The following is a 17628-nucleotide window of genomic DNA, read 5'->3' as shown; positions in this document are numbered from 1 at the left end:
GGGCAGGACTGGTTGGGCTTCGGTTGGTTGTCTGGCGGTTGACTAGCCTGGGCGGCATGCGACGACTTGTGCTGGCTGGGGTGTCCGTTGTGCTGCTGATCGGGTCTGCTTGTTCTTCGGGAGCGGTGGCTGCGCCGACACCGGAAGCCAGCAGTACGACGACTGTGCGGCCGCAGGTTGCGCGGTTTCAGGAGCTGGAGAAGCAGTATGCGGCTCGGCTCGGGGTGTTCGCGGTGGACACGGGGAGCCGGCGTACGGTCAGTTATCGGGCTGATGAGCGGTTTGCGTTTGCTTCGACGGTCAAGTCGCTGGCGTGCGGCGTACTGCTGCGCCAGGCGAAGGACCTCGACAAGCTCATCCGGTACACAGCGGCTGACCTGGTCACGTACTCGCCGATCACCGAGAAGCACGTCGACACTGGCCTGACGCTATACCAGCTGTGCGATGCAGCGATCCGCTACAGCGACAACACTGCCGCGAACCTGATCCTGGTCGAGCTCGGCGGCCCGGCCGGTCTGCAGAGGGCTTTGCGCAAGCTGGGTGATGGGATCACGAACGTCAACCGCAACGAGCCCACGCTCAACGAGGCGACCCCCGGCGACAGGCGCGACACCACGACGCCGTGTCAGCTCGCGACCAGCCTGCAGAAGTTCACTCTCGGCCATGCACTCCCGCCGGCCAAGCGGGCGATCCTCAACAACTGGCTGCTGACCAACACCACGGGCGACAAGACGATCCGCGCCGGTGTTCCGAAGGACTGGAAGGTCGGCGACAAGACCGGCACCGCCGGGTACGGCGGCCGCAACGACGTCGCCGTCATCTGGCCGCCGAACCGCGCACCGATCATGCTCGCCATCATGTCCACCAAGGGCGTGAAGGACGCTCCGACGGACGACGCGCTGATCGCGGCCGCCGCAGCAGCTGCCATCAACGCCCTGGGCTGATCATCGGGTCGACGCGGGTGCGGTCCGTCGATGAGCAGCCTGAGCGCTCCGGCTGACTCCGAGCCCGAACGGCAGTTCGAAGAGGGCCTTCGGCAAGTACTTGTAGAGGAGCAGACACAGCCAGGCCACGAACGCCGTCAGTACGACGGGCTCGACGATCTGCGTGACCAGTTGGATCGTCGGGCTCGCGGACGACAGTGGCTTCAGCAGCGCCTCGTGAATCAGGGCCAGCACGGGCATGTGGATCACGTAGATCGGCAGTGTCCGCCGCCCGATACTCGCGAGCCCGTTGCTCAGCCGCTCCCAGCGCGTCACCAACCCGGCGGCCGTCACGCCGAGCAGAATCGCCACTCCGCTTACCAGCGGCCACAGCCCGAACCAGGTCTTCGCGTCGAACAGGGCGACCACTGCCAGCAGTACGGCGTACGGGGCTGCGATCATGACCAGTCGCAACCAGCTTGCCTGGGCCGCGAGCTGCTCGATCAGCGTCTTTCCATAGATGCCGGCCAGGAAGAAGACCAAGTTCTGATAGACGCCGGCGCGGTCACCTGGCACCGGGACCAGCCCGGCCGAAGCCGTTGCCGACAGCAAGAAGGCCAGCCCGAGCACGATCCACGGCGGCACCCGGCGTGTGGCGCGGGCGATCAGGAAGTACAGCGCGAGGGCGTAGAGGTACCAGAGGTTCGACGGGGTGATGAACAGCTGCGCCACGAACTTCAGCGGCCCGTCCGCGCTCTCGGTGCCGAAGTCCGGTACGAAGGCAAGGATCGCCGTGTGGATGATCAGCCACACCGCGTAGAGGTAGTAGAACTTCGCCACCTTGGCACGCAGCACCTCCGGCCAGGTCCGCTGCACCGCGCGGACTGCGAAGAAGCCGGAGACCGCGAAGAACAAGGGCATCCGCAAGGGCAGCAACTGTTCCCCGAAGGTGCCCCAGGCACCCTTCACCTGGCCACCGATGTGCCAGTCGATCTGCAGATAGTGCTTCATCAGCACGTGCCACAGGACCACCAGCAAAATACAGACGCCCTTGGCAACATCTGCCCAGGCGACGCGGTTCCGCTCCGGCATCTCAGTTCCTTCCGCGGTCGCATCCGCCATCGACATGCCTTAAAAACTAGGGAAATCAGGGCCGCACGCCATCAGCCCCGAGGTGGCAGCCGATGTCATCCCGTGGTCTGACACGGACCGATCGCCGTACGTCAAAAGGGCAATCGCGCGCCGACGGCAACGAAGAGAGGACCTGAAGGGCGCGCGAGGTTGTACGGCGTGGCTTACGTCACAACGCCGCACTCCCCCGGAACCACCCCTCAGCGGCTCTTTGACCAGCGTCGGGGGTAGCCATTTCACGGCCGTTTCACAGGCGCGTCACAGACCGCCGCCGACGGCATGCCGGTCGGCGCATTTGGCCGATGACCCGTGACCACGGATATAGTGCGGCCGGTATCAGGGAGTAGCGGAACTGAACTTTTCCCTCGGAGCCGGCGTCCCACTGATCACGTGCTCGACCCAAGCCCGTTATCCCGGGCGACTCAGAGGAGCCTGCCCAGGATGACATCAACGCCGATCGCCGACGTCGCATCGAGAGAGCTCGCGGACACCACGGTCCGCACCGGGACTTCGCGGCAGCCGATGAGCCACGCCGAGTACCTGGGGCTCAAGCGGTTCCCGGCACTCGACGGGTTGCGGGCGATCGCCGCGCTGATGGTAGTTGTCTTCCACAACCAAGGTCCCGACTGGCTGCAGGGCTGGATCGGCGTCCAGATCTTCTTCGTGATCTCGGGCTTCCTGATCACCACGCTGATGCTGCGCGAAGAGGATCGCTCCGGGCAGATCTCGTTCAAGAAGTTCTACGCCCGGCGCATCTTCCGCATCCTGCCGGTCTACTTCGTCCTGCTCGGTGTGACCCTGTTCCTCCAGTTCCTGCACGGGACCCTGCCCAAGGGCCCGCCGGGGACGGAACTGCCGCTGTACCTGTTCTTCTTCAACGAGTTCGGCAACGGCGGCCAGTACGGGCAGTCCTGGTCACTGGGGATCGAGCAGAAGTTCTACCTGTTCTGGCCGCTGCTGGCGTTCTCCGCAATCCTGGTGCAGCGTCGGAGGAAGTTCCGCGGCCGAGTCGGCCTGACCCTGGTGCTGATGGCGATCATGCTCGCGATGGTGCCGCTCTCGATGGGCGGCGACCCGCGCGGCTGGACCGCGCACTACTTCTCGATCCTGGTCGGCTGCCTGGTCGCGATCCTGATGCACAACCGCAGGACCTACGCCATCTTCAAGCCGCTGACCCGGCCGTGGGTCGCCTGTACGGCGGCCGCCGCATTCGTCGCCATCCACGGGACCGTGCACCTGTGGGGCGCGTTCATCGAGAAGCACCACCTGGCCGGGGATGTGCCGGGCTTCATCGCGGTCCCCCCGCCGTACGTCGTACTCGTCGGCTTCCTGTTGTTGCCCGCGTTGCTCGCCAACGCGTTCCCGCAGCGACTGCTGTCCGCGCGGCCGTTCGTGTTCCTGGGCGAGCGCTCGTACTCGATCTATCTGGTGCAGCTGATCGCCCACGAGGCGGTGGTGGCGATCTATCTGCTGTTCGGCGCGAACCTCGGCAAGACCCCAGTGCCGTTCGTCGCGGTGTCGCTGATGTCGATCCTGATGGCGCACCTGTGCTACCGCTGGGTCGAGCAGCCGATGATCACCGTCGGCAAACGCTTCATCAGCACGAAACTGGCCTGATAACAACTGGCCTGACAGCCGGGGTGCTGGGGGCACCCCGGCCACCTCAGGTCAGGGACAGGTGCCGTTGACCGGAGTCGACAGTCCGGTCCACATGAAGGCGTCACTGACCCAGGTGCCATCGCTCAGCCGGTTCCAGAGGCTGGTGGACCCCCAGCGCCCGCTGTGCGAGGTGCCGTTCTTGGAGCAGGAGATGTTGACCGTCGTACCGTCGGCCACGCTTCCCGCAAGCGCGTAGTTGGTGCCCGGTCCGGTGCGCTTGTTGACCGTGCCCCCACCGAACGCGTCCATGATGCCCTGGGTGAAGCCGAGCGCTCCGTAGTTGTAGAGCTGCTGGCCAGGGCTACGGACCGTGCTGCCGTGCAGTGCGGTCCCGTTGTACGCCGTGGCCGCGTTCTGGAAGACCCAGCCACCGACGTTGTGGCCGGCGATGCCGACGTACGCGCTGTTCTGGCGCAGGGCGAAGTGCACGTGCGGACCGTTGGCCGAGCCGCCGCACGAGACGTCGGTGCCGATGTTGCCGAGGAACCTGCCCTCGCTGACAGCCAGACCGTTGGCCGCGATGTTGCCGGCCAGGTGGTAGTAGTCGGTCGCGTAGCCGCGGTCGTGGATGACGCGGATCCAGCCCTTGCCGTTGCCACACATCGTGTACGCCGTACCCCCGCGCGCCGCGAGCACCTGACCGTTGCCGCCCGCCAGGTCCAATGCGCTGTACGGCGTGTCTGTCCCGGCCCAGCCGTGTGCACCACCGGGCATGCTCCACGAGGTGCCGGTCGCGAACGGGAGCCGCATGCCGGTCCGGAAGTCACCGCCGGCTGCCTGCGGAGCGAACGACTGCTGGCCGAACAACTGCTTCTCCTTCGCCGAGACGACCGGCGACGCGGCAGTCAGCTCGCTGAACGCTTGCTCGCCTTCGAGGCCGACCTGCCACTTGCCGTCGACCAGCCGGGCCGCGAACAGCCAGCCCTCCGGGTGCGAGTCCTCGCCCTGCGGGACCAGCGCGACGGTGGTACCGAAGACCGTGCCGGTACCGGCGCCTCGGGTCACGTTGACCTGAACACCGGACCTGGCCTTGCTGGTCTTGGCCAAGCTGACTTTCGCCGTCACGGCCTGCTGCAGGCTGGGCTGTTGGGGAGCAGCGGCGGCCGTGACCGGGACCGCCAAGGCGCCGGCTGTCAGCACTGCAGCCCAGCGCAATCTCGAGTTGAACGTCATAACGGTCCTCCTGATGGGACGGAACAGGATCGGTGGCGAAAAGCTATCCGCCGACTACGCACAGTCGGCTATCTTGTGGGCTGATCAGCGTCCAGAGACTGTCCACTGGGGTGAGGTGAGGTCATGGACAGCTCGGCCTTGGTGGCGCTTGGCGCTGCCATGCTGCGCTACCGCTTGGCCCGTGGCCTGTCCTTGCGACAGCTCGCCGCGCGCCTCGGCATGCAAGGGCACGGCGGGTTGTCCGACTACGAGAAGGGGCGGCGACTGGCGCCGGCCGATCTGATCGAGCGGTACGAGGAGCAACTCCAGATCACCGACGGCGAGCTGCGCGCACTCCGCACCGCAGCCCTCGCCGAACGCGCGACCGGCAAGTCCGACCCCGCCAAGTCGCCTGCCGTCACCATCGCCGAGCTGCCAGCCGCCCCGCCCGACTTCCAGGGCCGCAACGCAGAGCTGGCGTCGGTACTCGCGGCAGCCGCCGACTGCCTAGCCGGACGCGGACCGGTGACCGTCGTGGTGACTGGGCAGCCGGGCGCGGGCAAGACGACCCTGGCGGTCCGCGCCGCACAGCAGGCGTTCCGGCTCGGGCTGCGGGATGCCCAGTTCTTCGTCGAACTCGGTGCCGCCGACCCCGAGGCGGTACTACGCCGGCTGCTCCGGGCGCTCGGCGTACCGGATGCGCAGTTGCCCTCCGAGGCGGACGAGGCCGCGGCCATGTTCCGCTCCCGGATGGCTGGGCGTCGGTGTGTGCTCGTGCTCGACAACGCGCGCGACGAAGGACAGGTCCGCGCGCTGCTACCGGGTCCGGGGCCGGTGCTCGTCGTGGTCACCAGCCGCCAGCGGATGAGCGGGTTGGCCGGTGCCAGACGCGTCAGCCTGGCTGAGCTGACGCCTGCGGACGCACGGGCGTTGCTCACCGAGATCGTGGGCACGACTCGGGCGGAAGCAGAGCCCGAGTCAGTGGCCGAGGTGGTGGCTGCGTGCGGCCGGCTCCCGCTGGCGGTGCGGATCGCTGGGAATCGGCTGGCGTCCTGGCCGGACTGGTCGATCGCCCATCTCGCTGAGCTGCTGCGCGACGAACAGAACCGGCTCGGTCGCCTCACCGCGGGCGACTTGGCCGTGCGCAGTGCGTTCGCGCTGTCCTACCGCGAGATCTCCCCCGTGGCCGGCCGGTTGTTCCGGCGGCTGGCGCTCATGCCTGGCGCCGACTTCGACGTACAGGCGGCTAGTGCGTTGCTGGGAGAACCAGCAGAGGCTGCGTTGGAGGTGTTGGCAGGCGCAAGTCTGATCGGTCTGGCAGCGACCCCGGGGCGGTACCGCATGCATGACCTTCTGCAGCTGTACGCGTGCGAACTGCTGCAGGAGGACGCGCAACGCGACAAGGCCGAGAAGGCCTTACTGGGTTGGGTTTTCGAGCAAGCACGCCGAGCTGCGGCAACCCTCTCCCCCGAGCCTGCCGACTATCCGGGCGGCCGGTCGGCCGCGGTCGCCTGGCTGGACGCGGAGGCAGGCACGATCCTTGGCGCCGTACGGCGGACCGCCGAGCGCACCGACGGCGAGTACGACGCCCTGCTCAGCGAACTGACCCAGCTGATCCCCTGGTACTACGACCTGCGCTGCCGCTGGTCCGACATGGTCGAGGTGGCCGAGCACGCCCGCTTGGTCGCGGAGCGCTCGGGCGACCTCGCCGAACGCGCCTTCGCCTACAGCATGCTCGGCCTCGGACAGCTCGGTCAGCATCGGTACCGCGCCGCCCTGGCGTCCTGCGAGCTCGGGCTCACCGACGCCCGGGCCACCGGACTCGCGGCCGAGGAAGCCGAGCTTTTCGGCCGGATGGGGCTCGCCTACGAAGGACTCGGACAGTACGCCGAAGCCGAAGCCAGGCACGCTGATCACGCCGAGCGGTGCCGGATGCTCGGTGACAAGTTCGGCGAAGCCGCCGCGGCCGGCCGGCGATCGCACACGTTGCAGATGCTCGGTCGGCACATCGAGGCCGCTGCCTGTCTCAAGCTCGCGCTCAAGATGCGCTCCGGACTCGGCGACGAGCGTGGCGTCGCGATGGCGGAGTACCGATTCAGTGCCCTGCGCAACCATCAGGGCAACCACGAAGAAGCCCTGCTGTGGGCGAACCGGGCTCTCGCCGTGTTCGAGGCCCACGACGACCAATGGGGTACGGCGGTCACCCACTACGAACTGGGTCGCGCCCTCGCGGGACTCGGCCGCCTCCGCGAGGCAGCGACGGCGTACCGGACAGCTGTCCGAGGTCTCGAGGAGATCGGCGAATGGCAGCGACTGGCCGAAGCCACCGCTGCCTTCGCCGAGATCAACTGCCGTTCGCCGCGGCGAGCGCGGTAGCCAGCAACGAATCGACTTCGGCGGCGCGTGGGCTGGCGGATTCGCGGAAGAGATCGCGGGCCTCCGTCCAGACCTCAACGGCGAGGGCCGGGTCGCCGGAGGCCTGGTGAGCGCGTCCGAGGACGGTGAGCGTGTTGGCCCGGCCGAGCTTGGCGTCGAGCGCATCGTAGAGGGCAAGGGCCTCTCGGCAGTACGTGCGTGCCCGCTCGGGGTCGCCGAGTTCCAAGTGACCTTCGGCAAGATTCGCCAGGGCCAGTGGCACCAGCGTGCTGGAGCGGTGCCGGCGGAAATGCGCGACGGCGAGCTCGCCGTACCGGATCGCTTCGTGAAAGTTGCCCAGGGCACCGTGTGCGGCACTCAGGTTGAGCGCGGTGTGCAGGACCGCGCTCTCGTGCTCCGGTAGCCCATCCTGCGCGGCCAGGGCCTTCTCCTGTAGCTCCAGCGCTCGTTCGTGCTCACCGCGGTCGGAGGCGACGAGACCGAGATTGGACAGCACCGTCGACTGCCGGGTCAGGTCACCGATCCGCTCCGCCAGCTCGAGCGCCGCCCGGTAGCAGGCCTCGCTCTCGTCGAGCCGCGACGACGCGAGATGCATGTGACCCTCGACGATTCCGGCGTACATCACCGCGCGGTCGCGACCCGAGCGTTCGGCTGCGCGCCGGCCGATCGCCGCGACCGTTCGCCAGTCGTCAAGGTGCTGGCGGGCTGCCAGGAACGCGGTCAGCGCCCAGGCGAACTGCCAGGCGTGATCGTCATGGCCCTCGTCGAATGCGCGCTGGATCAGCTCGACCAGGACCGGGCGTTCGATCTCGAACCAGTGGAGCGCCTGCGCCGGTCCGGCGAACTGCAGTGGCCCGGCCTCCGGTCCGGCGGCATCGACGACCGGTGTCGCCGCGCCTCGCGGGCGGACGGCGTTGTTGGCGGCCGCCGCCGTGGCGAGGTACCAGTCCAGCATCCGGCGCGTGGTCGCGCTGACTTCGTCCGCACTCTCCTGCTCGGCGGCCAACTCGGCGGCGTACAGGCGTAGCAAGTCGTGCAGCTTGAACCGGCCGGGCTGCGGTTCCTCGAGCAGGTGCTGGGAAACGAGCCGATCGGCCGAACGGCGGATCTCTCGCGGTGTGCTTCCGGTGAGGACGGCGATCGCGGGGAGGCCGATCGCGCCGGACGGATGCAGCCCGAGGTACCGGAACATCCGCGCGTCCTCGGCCGCGAGCGCCCGGTACGACCAGGAGAACGCTGCCCGGAGATCGGCCGTTGGATCGTCGGCATCGGCGAGCTGATCCAGTCGCCGATGCTCATCGGACAACTCGGTCGCCAACGCGGCCAGCCCGTCCCCCGGGAACCGCGACGCACGCTCACCCGCGATCCGCAACGCGAGCGGAATCCGGCCACACAACTCGACCAGCCTCCGCACGGCCTCCGGATCACCCGCCGCCCGGCCACGACCGACAGCCCCGGCCAGGACATCACCAGCCGCCTCGGACACCAGGGGACGCAGTGTGATTCGGTGCGCGCCGTCGTGAACAGCGAGGCCGCGTAGCTGACTGCGGCTCGTCACCAGCAACAGACAGTCCGATGCCGGAAGCAACGGCCGGACCTGCTCGGCACCCCGCACATTGTCGAGCAGGATCAGCATTCGCTGGCCGGCCAGGCAGGACCGCAGCATCGCCGAACGCTCGTCCAGCCCCTCGGGAATCGCCGCCGGCCGCATCCCGAGTGCCAGCAGAATCGACCGTACGGCGGTCGCCGGATCAACAGGTTCGCCGGACGAGTAGCCGCGGAGGTCGATGAAGATCTGGCCGTCCCCGTAGTACTCGCGAACCCGATGCGCGGCATGAACAGCGAAGGTCGTCTTCCCGATCCCGGCCGGCCCGTCGACCGCGATGACGAGCGGGGCGGCCGCCGTACCGTGACTGTGCACGAGATCGGTCAGCCGGGCGAGCTCCTCTGATCGCCCGGCTACGCCGGCCGGTTCCGGCGGCAGTTGGCGGGGACGGACCGCTGCTTGCTCGGCCGGCTGATCGTCGGTGTCGTCCAGCACCATCGCCTGCGTTGCACGCAGTTCCTCGCCGGGCTCGAGGCCGAGCTCCTCGATCAGCTGAGCACGAGTCTGCTGGTAGACAGTGAGCGCCTCGGCTCGCCGTCCGCACTGATGCAGACCGCGCAGCAACAGCGCACTCAAACTCTCGCGGAGCGGATACTGGGCCGCGAGCTCCGAGAGTTCGCCGATGATCTCGCCCGCGGCACCGCGCCGAATCTCCGCTGCATAAAGGGACTCCAGTACGGCGATGCGCTCGCCACGCAATCGCAACGCCTCAGCTGCGACCAACGCAGGCTCGTCCATCCCGGCGAACGCGTCTCCACGCCAGAGCCCGGCGGCCTCTCGCAACCGCGCCGCGGCCTCGTCCAGGTCATCCCGATTGAGCGCGGCCGCGCCCGCCTGCCGCAGGCTCAGGAAGCGGTCCACATCGAGCTCATCTGGGCCGACAACGATCCGGTAGCTCCCGTCGCGGTGCTCGATCCGCTGCGCATCATCGAGCGACTTCCGCAGCCGGAACACCAGCACCTGCAGCCGCGTCGGGTTGCTGTCCTCGGCGCCCCACAACAGATCGGTCAACGCCTCCGCGCGCAGCCACTCGTTGGGCCGGCACAGCAGGACCGCGAGCAGCCGCGCCTGCGCGCGGCTCGGGGTCAGCTGCTTCGCACCGACGTGCACCTCAAGCGGCCCGAGCACTGCGAACTGCATCGAATGCCCCCAGCTTGGTCGTTGACTCGTGATTGTGCTCACACAGCGTCACGCGAACTACCGTGAGTACTAGCGTTTACCTTATTGTGATCTGTTGTGTCTACCGCCCCCACAATTCCTGCGTTGCCCCATGCCCATTTGACTCTGGCCGACTTCGAGGGTCTCGCGACCACGGTCGCCGGGTATCCGTACGTGAAGCTCGTGCTCGACCAAGAGACGTCGATCGTGCACCTCATCGACGGCGCCGACCGCCTCCTGCATGTTCAGTACGTCGCCGAGCGGGTCCTCGGGATGACCCGGGCCGAGCTGGCCCGCAACCTCGATGCCTTCAACGACTCGGTCTACCGGGCCGAAGACCGGCGCTTCCTGCTCGGCACCCTCGCACTGCACAACCGGCCGGAGTACGGCGGGCTGTTCTTCAGCCTTGAAACCGTCGAGGTCGACACGATGAGCGCCGACCTGTTGCGCCGGTTCTACGACACCGTCCGCGCACTCGTCGTCGATTCCGTGCCGGTGCTGCTCAAGCCCGCCAACCACCTGCAGGAGAGCTTCGACTTCGGCGACCTGCCGCGGATCCTCGCCCACGAGCTGTACTCGACCGCGCCGTACGTGCCGCTCAACCCTGGTACGACGACCGGCCGGCTGCGCGTCTTCGGATCCGAGGAGGCGTACCGGGCGACCACTGATCCCGTGCGCTGGTACGACGTACTGGTGATGGACCGGATGCCCGATGACATCCCGCGGGTGTCGGGGCTGATCAACTCCCGGCACACCACTCCCCTGTCGCACACCAATGTGCTGGCGGCCGGTTGGGGCATCCCGAACGCCATTCAGATCGACGCGCTGACCAGCCTCGCCGCTCTCGACGGTACGTGGGTCGCGGTGACCGTGGACGCGGCCGCGGCGGAGGTCTCGGTCGACGAGATCTCGCGGCCGGACTCGATCGACGCCGGTCCGGCGTGGGCGATCACGCAGGTCGACATCGGCAAGCCCGACCTCGCCGCCGCCCAGATCCTTCCGTTGGAGGAGTTGCGCTCCACGGATGCGCATCGGTTCGGCACGAAGGCCGCGAACCTCGGCGAACTGACCGCCGTACTGCGGGACGGATCGCCTTACTGGCTTGGGTTCTACGCTGCACCGCGACCGCCGCGGCCGCATTTGCTCGAGTACCTCGCGCGGCATCTCGAGACGACCGGCGCCGATCCTGGTGAGCTGTCGCAGGCCGCGCTGCGGATGGTCAAGCAGCATGTCGTCGTACCGCGTGGCATTGCGCTGCCGTTCGCTTTGCAGCAGCAGTTCCTGGAGTCGTCACCGGCGATCCAGCAGACCATCGGCAAGCTGAAGATGGCACTCGCGCTCGGCGGTGAGATCGACGGGCTGTGCGCCGAGCTGGGCGCGTTGATCCGCGACACCCCGCTGCCGGCGGATCTGCGCACGCTGATCGAGGACGCCGTACTGCGGCATCTCACCGGCGCGGGCCGGGTCGTCGTGCGCAGCTCGTCGAATGCCGAGGACCTGATCGGGTTCTCGGCCGCGGGCATCTACGAGTCGATCCCCGAGGTCGAATCGATCGAGGATGTCGTGCACGCGATCCAGCGGGTCTGGGCGTCGCTGGTGACGACGCGCGGCGTGCTGCTCCGCGACGAGGCCGGGATCGGCCTGTCCGACTGCTTCATGGGTGTCGTCATCCAGCAGCAGCTCGACGGCGCGCTCGGTGGTGTCATGGTCACCACGAACCCGCTCGACCGGGCCGACTTCCGGTCCGTCCTGCTGAACCTGGCGCGCAACTCCGTCGACGATGTCGTCTCCGGAGCCGGTGACCCGTTGCAGCACCTCTACAACACGATGGAGGGCGGCAGCCGAACGGTTGCCCTGGGCACCGATGGTGTCGATGTGGACGACCAGGCCAAGGCCACGCTGGGACGACTCGCACTGATCGGACGGTTGCTGCAGGCCCATTTCGCCGGTGCCGACGGCCCTGTCGATGCGCCGGTGGATGTCGAGTGGCTGGTCGACGGTGACCGGATCGTGTTGCTGCAGTGCCGTCCGTACCAGCTCGCCGCGTGACCGGGCGCACGGTTGACGCGACGCGGGTGATTCGTCGCTACAACGCCTTCCAGCTGTTCGCGGGACTGCTTTGGTGGTTGCCGGTCTTCTACGTGTTCCAGCGGTCCGCCGGACTGTCGGACACCGAGATCTTCTCGATCCAGAGCATCTTCTACCTCGCGTTCTGCCTGTTCGACATCCCGACCGGGATGATCGCCGACCGCTTCGACTACCGCCGCTGCCTGCAAGGTGGGGCAGCAATTCTCGTGGTGGCGAACGTGATCCCGGTCTGGCAGCCGACGTTCACCGGGTTCCTTGTTCAGTTTCTGCTGATCGCGTTGGCGCACTCGCTGTTCTCTGGTGCGGGCAGCGCTTACCTGTACGAGTACCTGCAGCGGACGGGGAACGAAGCGTCGTACCAGGGGGCTGAAGGGTCGGCGCGAGCGTGGACGCTGATCGGGCGGATCGTGTGTCTGCCGGCGGCTGGGTTCCTGACGGCTTGGTGGGGTCCGTCACCGTATGTCTTGTCGGCGGTGACCTGCGGTATCGCGGCCGTTATCGCGTTGGGCTTCCCGGCCCTACCTGATGCTGGGCGAGCTAAGGCTGAGCCTGTCCTCCCTGCGTTGGCTGGGGCGCTGCGGTCGCTGGTGAAGTCGAAGCGGTTGATGCTGCTGATGGCTCAGGGCATCGCTGTGTTCACGCTGGTTCGGATCGGGCAGGCCAATCTGTTCCAGCCGATCCTGGAGTCGAAGGATCTGCCGCTGCAGTGGTTCGGGGTGCTGATGGCTGCGACCACCGTGTTCGAAGTCGCCGGGGCCGCGCGATCCGCCGTACTGGCGCGCTTCGGACAGATCCGGGTCGTGCTGGCGCTGACCGTACTGATGGCGATCGCGCTGGCCTCGGTCATCCCGCTGGGTCTCGTCGGCACGATGGCCTGTCTCGCCGTGTTCTCACTCGCCTCCGGACTCGCGTTCCCGGTGCAGCGCAAGCTCGTCAACCAGGCCATCACCGAACCGTCCCGCCGCGCGACTCTGCTGTCGATCGAATCCCTCGCCGATCGGGCCGTCTGCGCGCTGGTCGTGTTCCTCATGGGCGGGTTCCTCGCCCGGGGCGCGATGCCGGAGTTCCTGGTCGCGCTGGCCGCCGCCGTCACGGTCGCGATGGTCGCCCTCGCCGTACTCGTCACTCGCAGCCGCGATCGCGCGGCCACCAAGGAGAGCCTCGCGTGAAGAAGATCCTGTACGTCTACGTCAAGGGCGGCGCCCCGCTCGAGACCGCGTTCCCGCGCCTCGCGGCCTGCGGTGAGCTGCACGTGCTCGCGCTGTCGCCGCTGCCCGAGGCCGCGAAGGCGAGCTGGGAACCCTGCTGTACGTCGATCACCGTGCACCCGGGTGGTCTGACGCCGGGTGAGCCGGTGGTCGAGGCGATCATGGCCCATGCGCGGGAGATCGGCGCGGATGCGCTGTTCACGCTGTCCGAGTTCGCCGTACTGGCTGTGGCCAACGCTGCGGACCGGCTCGGCCTGGCCGGGGCTGGTCCGGGGATCCGGGCTGCGCGGGACAAGCGGTTGATGCGGCAGGCCTGGCAGGCGGCGGGTGTGCCGATCCCCCGTTTCCGCCGCGTCGATTCGGCGGCTGATCTGCGCGGTGCGCTGGCCGCCCTGACCCCGCCGCTGCTGCTCAAGCCCGCGTGGGGTGCTGGTTCGGTGGCGCAGCTCGTGCTGACGTCGCAGGACCAGGTGGCCGATGCGTGGGCGGAGATCGAGCAGGCCCTGGAGCGTGGCGGGCAGGTCGGCATGAACGAGTTGTTCGAGCAGAACACCGACGGCGACCGCCTGGTCGAAGAGATCATGGACGGCACCACGGAGGGCTGGTACTCCGAGGACGGGTACGGCGACTATCTGAGCGTCGAGGGTATCGTTGCCAAGGGCATCTACCACCCGTTGGCGATCACCGCCAAGCTTCCGACGGTCCCGCCGTACATCGAGGTCGCCAGTACGTCGCCGTGCGTGCTGCCGGAATCGTTGCAGCGGCGGATCGAGGACGTGTCGCGGCGGGCGGTCGATGCGCTCGGGCTGGACACGTGCGGCACGCATACCGAGCTGAAGTTGCGGGCGGACGGTTCGCTGGTGGTGATCGAGGTGGGCGCGCGGTTCGGCGGGCTGCTGACTACGCGGCAGGTTGAGATCGCGTTCGAGCTTGACCCGATCGGGATGCTGATCCGCGAGCAGCTGGGTGAAGAGGTCTCGTATCCGCAGGCCATGCTGGTCGAGGGCGGTCGCGCCGCCGCGTCCGTTGCGGTCGTGCCGGCGGCCGCCGACGGCACACCGTGGAAGACACAGCCGCTGTGGGATCCCGAGCAGGTGGATTGGTCGCGGCTGTTGTCTCCGGGCAGCACGGTCGAGGCAGTGCCGGCGTTCATGTTGCCGACCGGCACCCAGGTCCCCCGGTTCGACCCGTCCGGTGGATCACGCAACTGGCTGGGCGTCTTCCTCCTGACCGCCTACGACGCCCCCACGTTGCTGCGCGACTGCCGCGCCATCCTGGACGGTATGGAGACTGCTTTGGTAGCGGGTTGCCAGGTGGTGGCTCTGACCACCGAAGGCGACGAGGTCGGCCTGGAAGACGGCGTCGAGTAGGTCGGCGTTCTCGACTCCGGGAGCGGTGACGACCTCGCCGAGTTCGAGACCACGCAGGCTGGCGGTGACCACGTCGGCCGCACTCATCCTCGGTATGGCGCTCAGATCCAGCCCTTGCCGGGTGTGGAACTCGGTCGCGACCACACCCGGGCAGAGCACCTGAACCTTGACGCCGGTGCCGTCGAGTTCGGCGCTCAACGCCTGTGACATCGCGACGAGGTGTGCCAGGGTGCCGGCGTACGTCGCTCGTCGTGGCTGCACGGATTTGTCCGCCGGTCCGCTGAACGCGATCATCCCGGCGACGTTGATGATCGTTCCGGCGCCGCGCTCCTGCATCGGGCCGACGGCAGCTCGAGTGATCAGGGTGGGCGCGAGCACCTTCACTCCGAGCAGCTCACGCGCCTTGGCAGCAGGCAGCTCGGCCATCGGCATGTAGTGCGAGACACCGGCGTTGTTCACGAGCAGGTCCAGCGGCTCGGACGCCGCGAGACGGGCCACCGTGTCGATGCCGTCGTCGGTCGAGAGGTCCGCGGTGACGGCGGTGACCGTCACCTCCGGGTGCGCGGCAGCGAACTCGTCGAGGCGATCCTTCCGGCGGCCGACGAGGATCAGGTTGTAGCCGTCCGCGGCAAGGCGCTCAGCGAAAGCTGCGCCGATACCGGACGTGGCGCCGGTGACCAGAGCAAGTTTGTTCATGTCGTCCACAGTCCTCCCGCGGTCCTCGGACAGGTAGTTGCCTCTGCTTCCTAGGACTGTCAGGGCCAGGCAAGCTCGGTGCATACTGAGGGTGATGGCGCGGACAGGCCTCGGCGAGGCGCTCATGACATGGCGGGCAGCAGTCGCGCCCGGTGACGTCGGCTTGCCCGGACGGGGCGCGCGCCGTACGCCGGGACTTCGTCGTGAGGAGCTTGCCCAGCTGGCCGGGATCTCGGCGGACTACCTCACCCGGCTGGAGCAGGGCCGAGCTGCCAACCCGTCCGCACAGGTCGTGGAGGCACTGGCCCGGACCCTGCAGCTGACCGGTGACGAGCGCAGTCATCTCTACCAGCTGGCCGGCTTGGCGGTTCCCGCGCCCGAACGCATCCCGACAGTCATTTCGCCAGGTGTGCAACGGATGGTGGAGCGGTTGGGCGATACGCCGGTCGCCGTCTTCGACGCGATGTGGACCCAGCTGCACGCCAACGCGTTGTACGTCGAGCTGATGGGATATCGGGAAGGTGCTGAGCTCAACGCGGCCTGGCGGAACTTCCTCGGTTCCACGTCACGGGTGCGTCAGACCCCGGCCTCGCTCGGTCAGCTGCAAGAGCTTCAGGTGGCGGACCTTCGCCGTACGGCGGGGCGCTATCCGCACGACCCGAACCTGCAGGCCCTGATCGACGAACTCCGTCGCCGCTCACCCCGCTTCGGCGAACTCTGGGAGTCCGGTGTCGTCGCGGAACATCACTCCACCCGCAAGATCATCGACCACCCGGTCGCGGGCGCGATCACCCTCGACTGCGACGTACTGCAGGTGGCCGGCGACGACCTCCGCATCATGGTCTACACGGCCGAGCCACACTCTCGCGACGCCGACAAGTTGAGGTTGCTCACTACAGTCCACACCTGAACTGCCGTTGCGCGAAGCAACATTTCGTGGCTCGCTTCGACCGCCGATAGCGTCCGATTCATGGAGATTTTTCAGACGGCCGAAGAGATGGCAGCGGCGTTGCGGGCCGGCGACGTGACGTCGGTGGAACTGACGGATGAGGCGATTGCGCGGATCGAGCGCGACGACAAAGTGATCAACGCGATCTGTGTGCGGGACTTCGACAGTGCGCGGGCCGCCGCGCGGGATGCCGACGCTGCGCGGGCCCGCGGCGAGGATGGGCCGCTGCTCGGGATTCCGGTGACGGTCAAGGAGTGCTACAACATGGCCGGGCTGCCGACGACCTGGGGTCTGCCGGAGTATCGGGACTACGTTCCGGCGGAGGACGCCGTACAGGTGTCGCGGCTCAAGGCTGCGGGGGCTGTGGTGTTGGGGAAGACCAATGTGCCGTTGGGGCTGCAAGACATCCAGAGCTTCAACGAGATCTATGGGACGACCAACAATCCTTGGGATCACGCTCGTACGGCGGGCGGTTCGTCGGGCGGGTCTGCGGCGGCGCTGGCGTCTGGGTTCGGCGCGTTGTCGATTGGGTCCGACCTCGCTGGTTCGCTGCGTACGCCTGCGCACTTCTGCGGTGTCTACGCGCACAAGCCGACGGTTGGATTGGCGGCCACCCGCGGCATGGTCGTGCCGCCGGAACCAGCGCTGCCGATCGACCTCGACCTGGCCGTCGTCGGTCCGATGGCGCGCTCGGCCCGCGATCTCACGCTCCTGCTCGACGTCATGGCCGGTCCGGACCCGCTGACGCTCGGCAAAGCAGGTGCTTTCGCCTTACCGCCCTCACGTCACGAGCGGCTGAGCGACTTCCGGGTCCTGGTCGTCGACGAGCATCCGCTGATCCCGACCAGCGCCGCGGTGCGGGCTGGGGTGAACCGGGTGGCCGACGTACTGGTCGAGGGCGGCGCCCACGTCGTACGGCACAGTCCGCTGCTGCCCGACCTGACCGAGGCCGCGACGCTCTACATGCAGTTCCTGTTCTCGGGGTCCGTCGCGCGCTTCCCCGTCGACGAGTACGAGCAACTGCAGTGCCAGGCGGCTGCCCTGAGCCCGAACGACCACAGCCTCGACGCCGCCCGGCTCCGCGCCATGGTGTTCAGCCACCGCGACTGGCTCGCGGTGAACGCGCGCCGCGAGGTCCACCGCCACGGCTGGCGACAGCTCTTCACCGAATTCGACGTCGTGGTGTGCCCGATCACCCCGACGCCCGCATTCCCGCACGACCACAACCCTGACGTGCTGGGACGCCGGCTCGACATCGACGGCACCGACCACCCGTACTTCGACCAACTCGTCTGGGCCGGTCTCCCCACCC

11 protein-coding genes and 1 pseudogene are annotated in these 17628 nt (G+C 67.9%); 8 read left to right on the top strand and 4 right to left on the bottom strand.

Features of this window, described 5'->3' with window-relative positions:
* Positions 1 to 56: 56 nt before the first annotated feature.
* The gene (gene bla, locus E1261_RS31965) at positions 57 to 944 is read left to right on the top strand and encodes a class A beta-lactamase (RefSeq protein WP_132413175.1); all 888 of its coding nucleotides are present in this window, start codon (positions 57 to 59) and stop codon (positions 942 to 944) included.
* Here bla and E1261_RS31960 read toward each other — a convergent pair whose 3' ends face one another.
* On the bottom strand, positions 945 to 2051 hold the full coding sequence (locus E1261_RS31960) for an acyltransferase family protein (RefSeq protein WP_132413173.1): 1107 nt from the start codon (positions 2049 to 2051) through the stop codon (positions 945 to 947).
* Between the two features lie 444 nt (positions 2052 to 2495).
* Here E1261_RS31960 and E1261_RS31955 point away from each other — a divergent pair, with 444 nt between their 5' ends.
* On the top strand, positions 2496 to 3671 hold the full coding sequence (locus E1261_RS31955) for an acyltransferase family protein (protein WP_132413171.1): 1176 nt from the start codon (positions 2496 to 2498) through the stop codon (positions 3669 to 3671).
* Positions 3672 to 3722: 51 nt separating this feature from the next.
* Here the strand turns inward: E1261_RS31955 and E1261_RS31950 are convergent, their stop codons facing one another.
* Positions 3723 to 4886: a M23 family metallopeptidase gene (locus E1261_RS31950; protein ID WP_132413170.1), complete on the bottom strand. Its 1164-nt coding sequence runs from the start codon at positions 4884 to 4886 to the stop codon at positions 3723 to 3725.
* A 123-nt stretch (positions 4887 to 5009) separates the two neighbouring features.
* On the opposite strand from E1261_RS31950, the gene E1261_RS31945 reads away from it, so the two are divergent.
* On the top strand, positions 5010 to 7241 hold the full coding sequence (locus E1261_RS31945; protein ID WP_132413168.1) for an ATP-binding protein: 2232 nt from the start codon (positions 5010 to 5012) through the stop codon (positions 7239 to 7241).
* Here E1261_RS31945 and E1261_RS31940 read toward each other — a convergent pair.
* Positions 7210 to 9987 (bottom strand): AfsR/SARP family transcriptional regulator, encoded by a 2778-nt coding sequence (locus E1261_RS31940; RefSeq protein WP_132413166.1) that lies wholly within the window; start codon positions 9985 to 9987, stop codon positions 7210 to 7212. The two genes, E1261_RS31945 and E1261_RS31940, sit on opposite strands and share 32 nt — an antisense overlap.
* A gap of 123 nt (positions 9988 to 10110) precedes the next feature.
* On the opposite strand from E1261_RS31940, the gene E1261_RS31935 reads away from it, so the two are divergent.
* The 3 genes and pseudogenes from E1261_RS31935 to E1261_RS46565 form a co-directional block, all read left to right on the top strand.
* Positions 10111 to 12054 (top strand): PEP/pyruvate-binding domain-containing protein, encoded by a 1944-nt coding sequence (locus tag E1261_RS31935; protein ID WP_202875193.1) that lies wholly within the window; start codon positions 10111 to 10113, stop codon positions 12052 to 12054.
* Positions 12051 to 13262: an MFS transporter gene (locus tag E1261_RS31930; protein ID WP_165952726.1), complete on the top strand. Its 1212-nt coding sequence runs from the start codon at positions 12051 to 12053 to the stop codon at positions 13260 to 13262. Before E1261_RS31935 ends, E1261_RS31930 begins: the two co-directional genes overlap by 4 nt.
* Positions 13263 to 13462: 200 nt before the next feature.
* A pseudogene (locus E1261_RS46565) lies at positions 13463 to 14194 on the top strand (ATP-grasp domain-containing protein); the annotation flags it as partial.
* Between the two features lie 306 nt (positions 14195 to 14500).
* Here the strand turns inward: E1261_RS46565 and E1261_RS46560 are convergent.
* On the bottom strand, positions 14501 to 15367 hold the full coding sequence (locus tag E1261_RS46560) for an SDR family NAD(P)-dependent oxidoreductase (protein WP_132413158.1): 867 nt from the start codon (positions 15365 to 15367) through the stop codon (positions 14501 to 14503).
* A 94-nt stretch (positions 15368 to 15461) separates the two neighbouring features.
* On the opposite strand from E1261_RS46560, the gene E1261_RS31915 reads away from it, so the two are divergent.
* Positions 15462 to 16277 (top strand): helix-turn-helix transcriptional regulator, encoded by an 816-nt coding sequence (locus tag E1261_RS31915; protein ID WP_132413156.1) that lies wholly within the window; start codon positions 15462 to 15464, stop codon positions 16275 to 16277.
* 60 nt (positions 16278 to 16337) lie between these two features.
* Positions 16338 to 17628, top strand: a 1291-nt coding sequence (locus E1261_RS31910) for an amidase (RefSeq protein WP_132413154.1), incomplete at its 3' end; no start/stop codon positions are given.

It is taken from the genome of Kribbella albertanoniae (genome assembly GCF_004348455.1).
Taxonomy (GTDB): domain Bacteria; phylum Actinomycetota; class Actinomycetes; order Propionibacteriales; family Kribbellaceae; genus Kribbella; species Kribbella albertanoniae.
This window is presented reverse-complemented; position numbering and strand designations above follow the sequence as displayed.

Excerpts from the sequence above, each read along its gene's own strand:
- bla (WP_132413175.1), top strand. The coding sequence starts at position 57 with ATGCGACGACTTGTGCTGGCTGGGGTGTCCGTTGTGCTGCTGATCGGG.
- E1261_RS31960 (WP_132413173.1), bottom strand. The coding sequence starts at position 2,051 with ATGTCGATGGCGGATGCGACCGCGGAAGGAACTGAGATGCCGGAGCGG.
- E1261_RS31955 (WP_132413171.1), top strand. The coding sequence starts at position 2,496 with ATGACATCAACGCCGATCGCCGACGTCGCATCGAGAGAGCTCGCGGAC.
- E1261_RS31950 (WP_132413170.1), bottom strand. The coding sequence starts at position 4,886 with ATGACGTTCAACTCGAGATTGCGCTGGGCTGCAGTGCTGACAGCCGGC.
- E1261_RS31945 (WP_132413168.1), top strand. The coding sequence starts at position 5,010 with ATGGACAGCTCGGCCTTGGTGGCGCTTGGCGCTGCCATGCTGCGCTAC.
- E1261_RS31940 (WP_132413166.1), bottom strand. The coding sequence starts at position 9,987 with ATGCAGTTCGCAGTGCTCGGGCCGCTTGAGGTGCACGTCGGTGCGAAG.
- E1261_RS46560 (WP_132413158.1), bottom strand. The coding sequence starts at position 15,367 with ATGAACAAACTTGCTCTGGTCACCGGCGCCACGTCCGGTATCGGCGCA.
- E1261_RS31915 (WP_132413156.1), top strand. The coding sequence starts at position 15,462 with ATGGCGCGGACAGGCCTCGGCGAGGCGCTCATGACATGGCGGGCAGCA.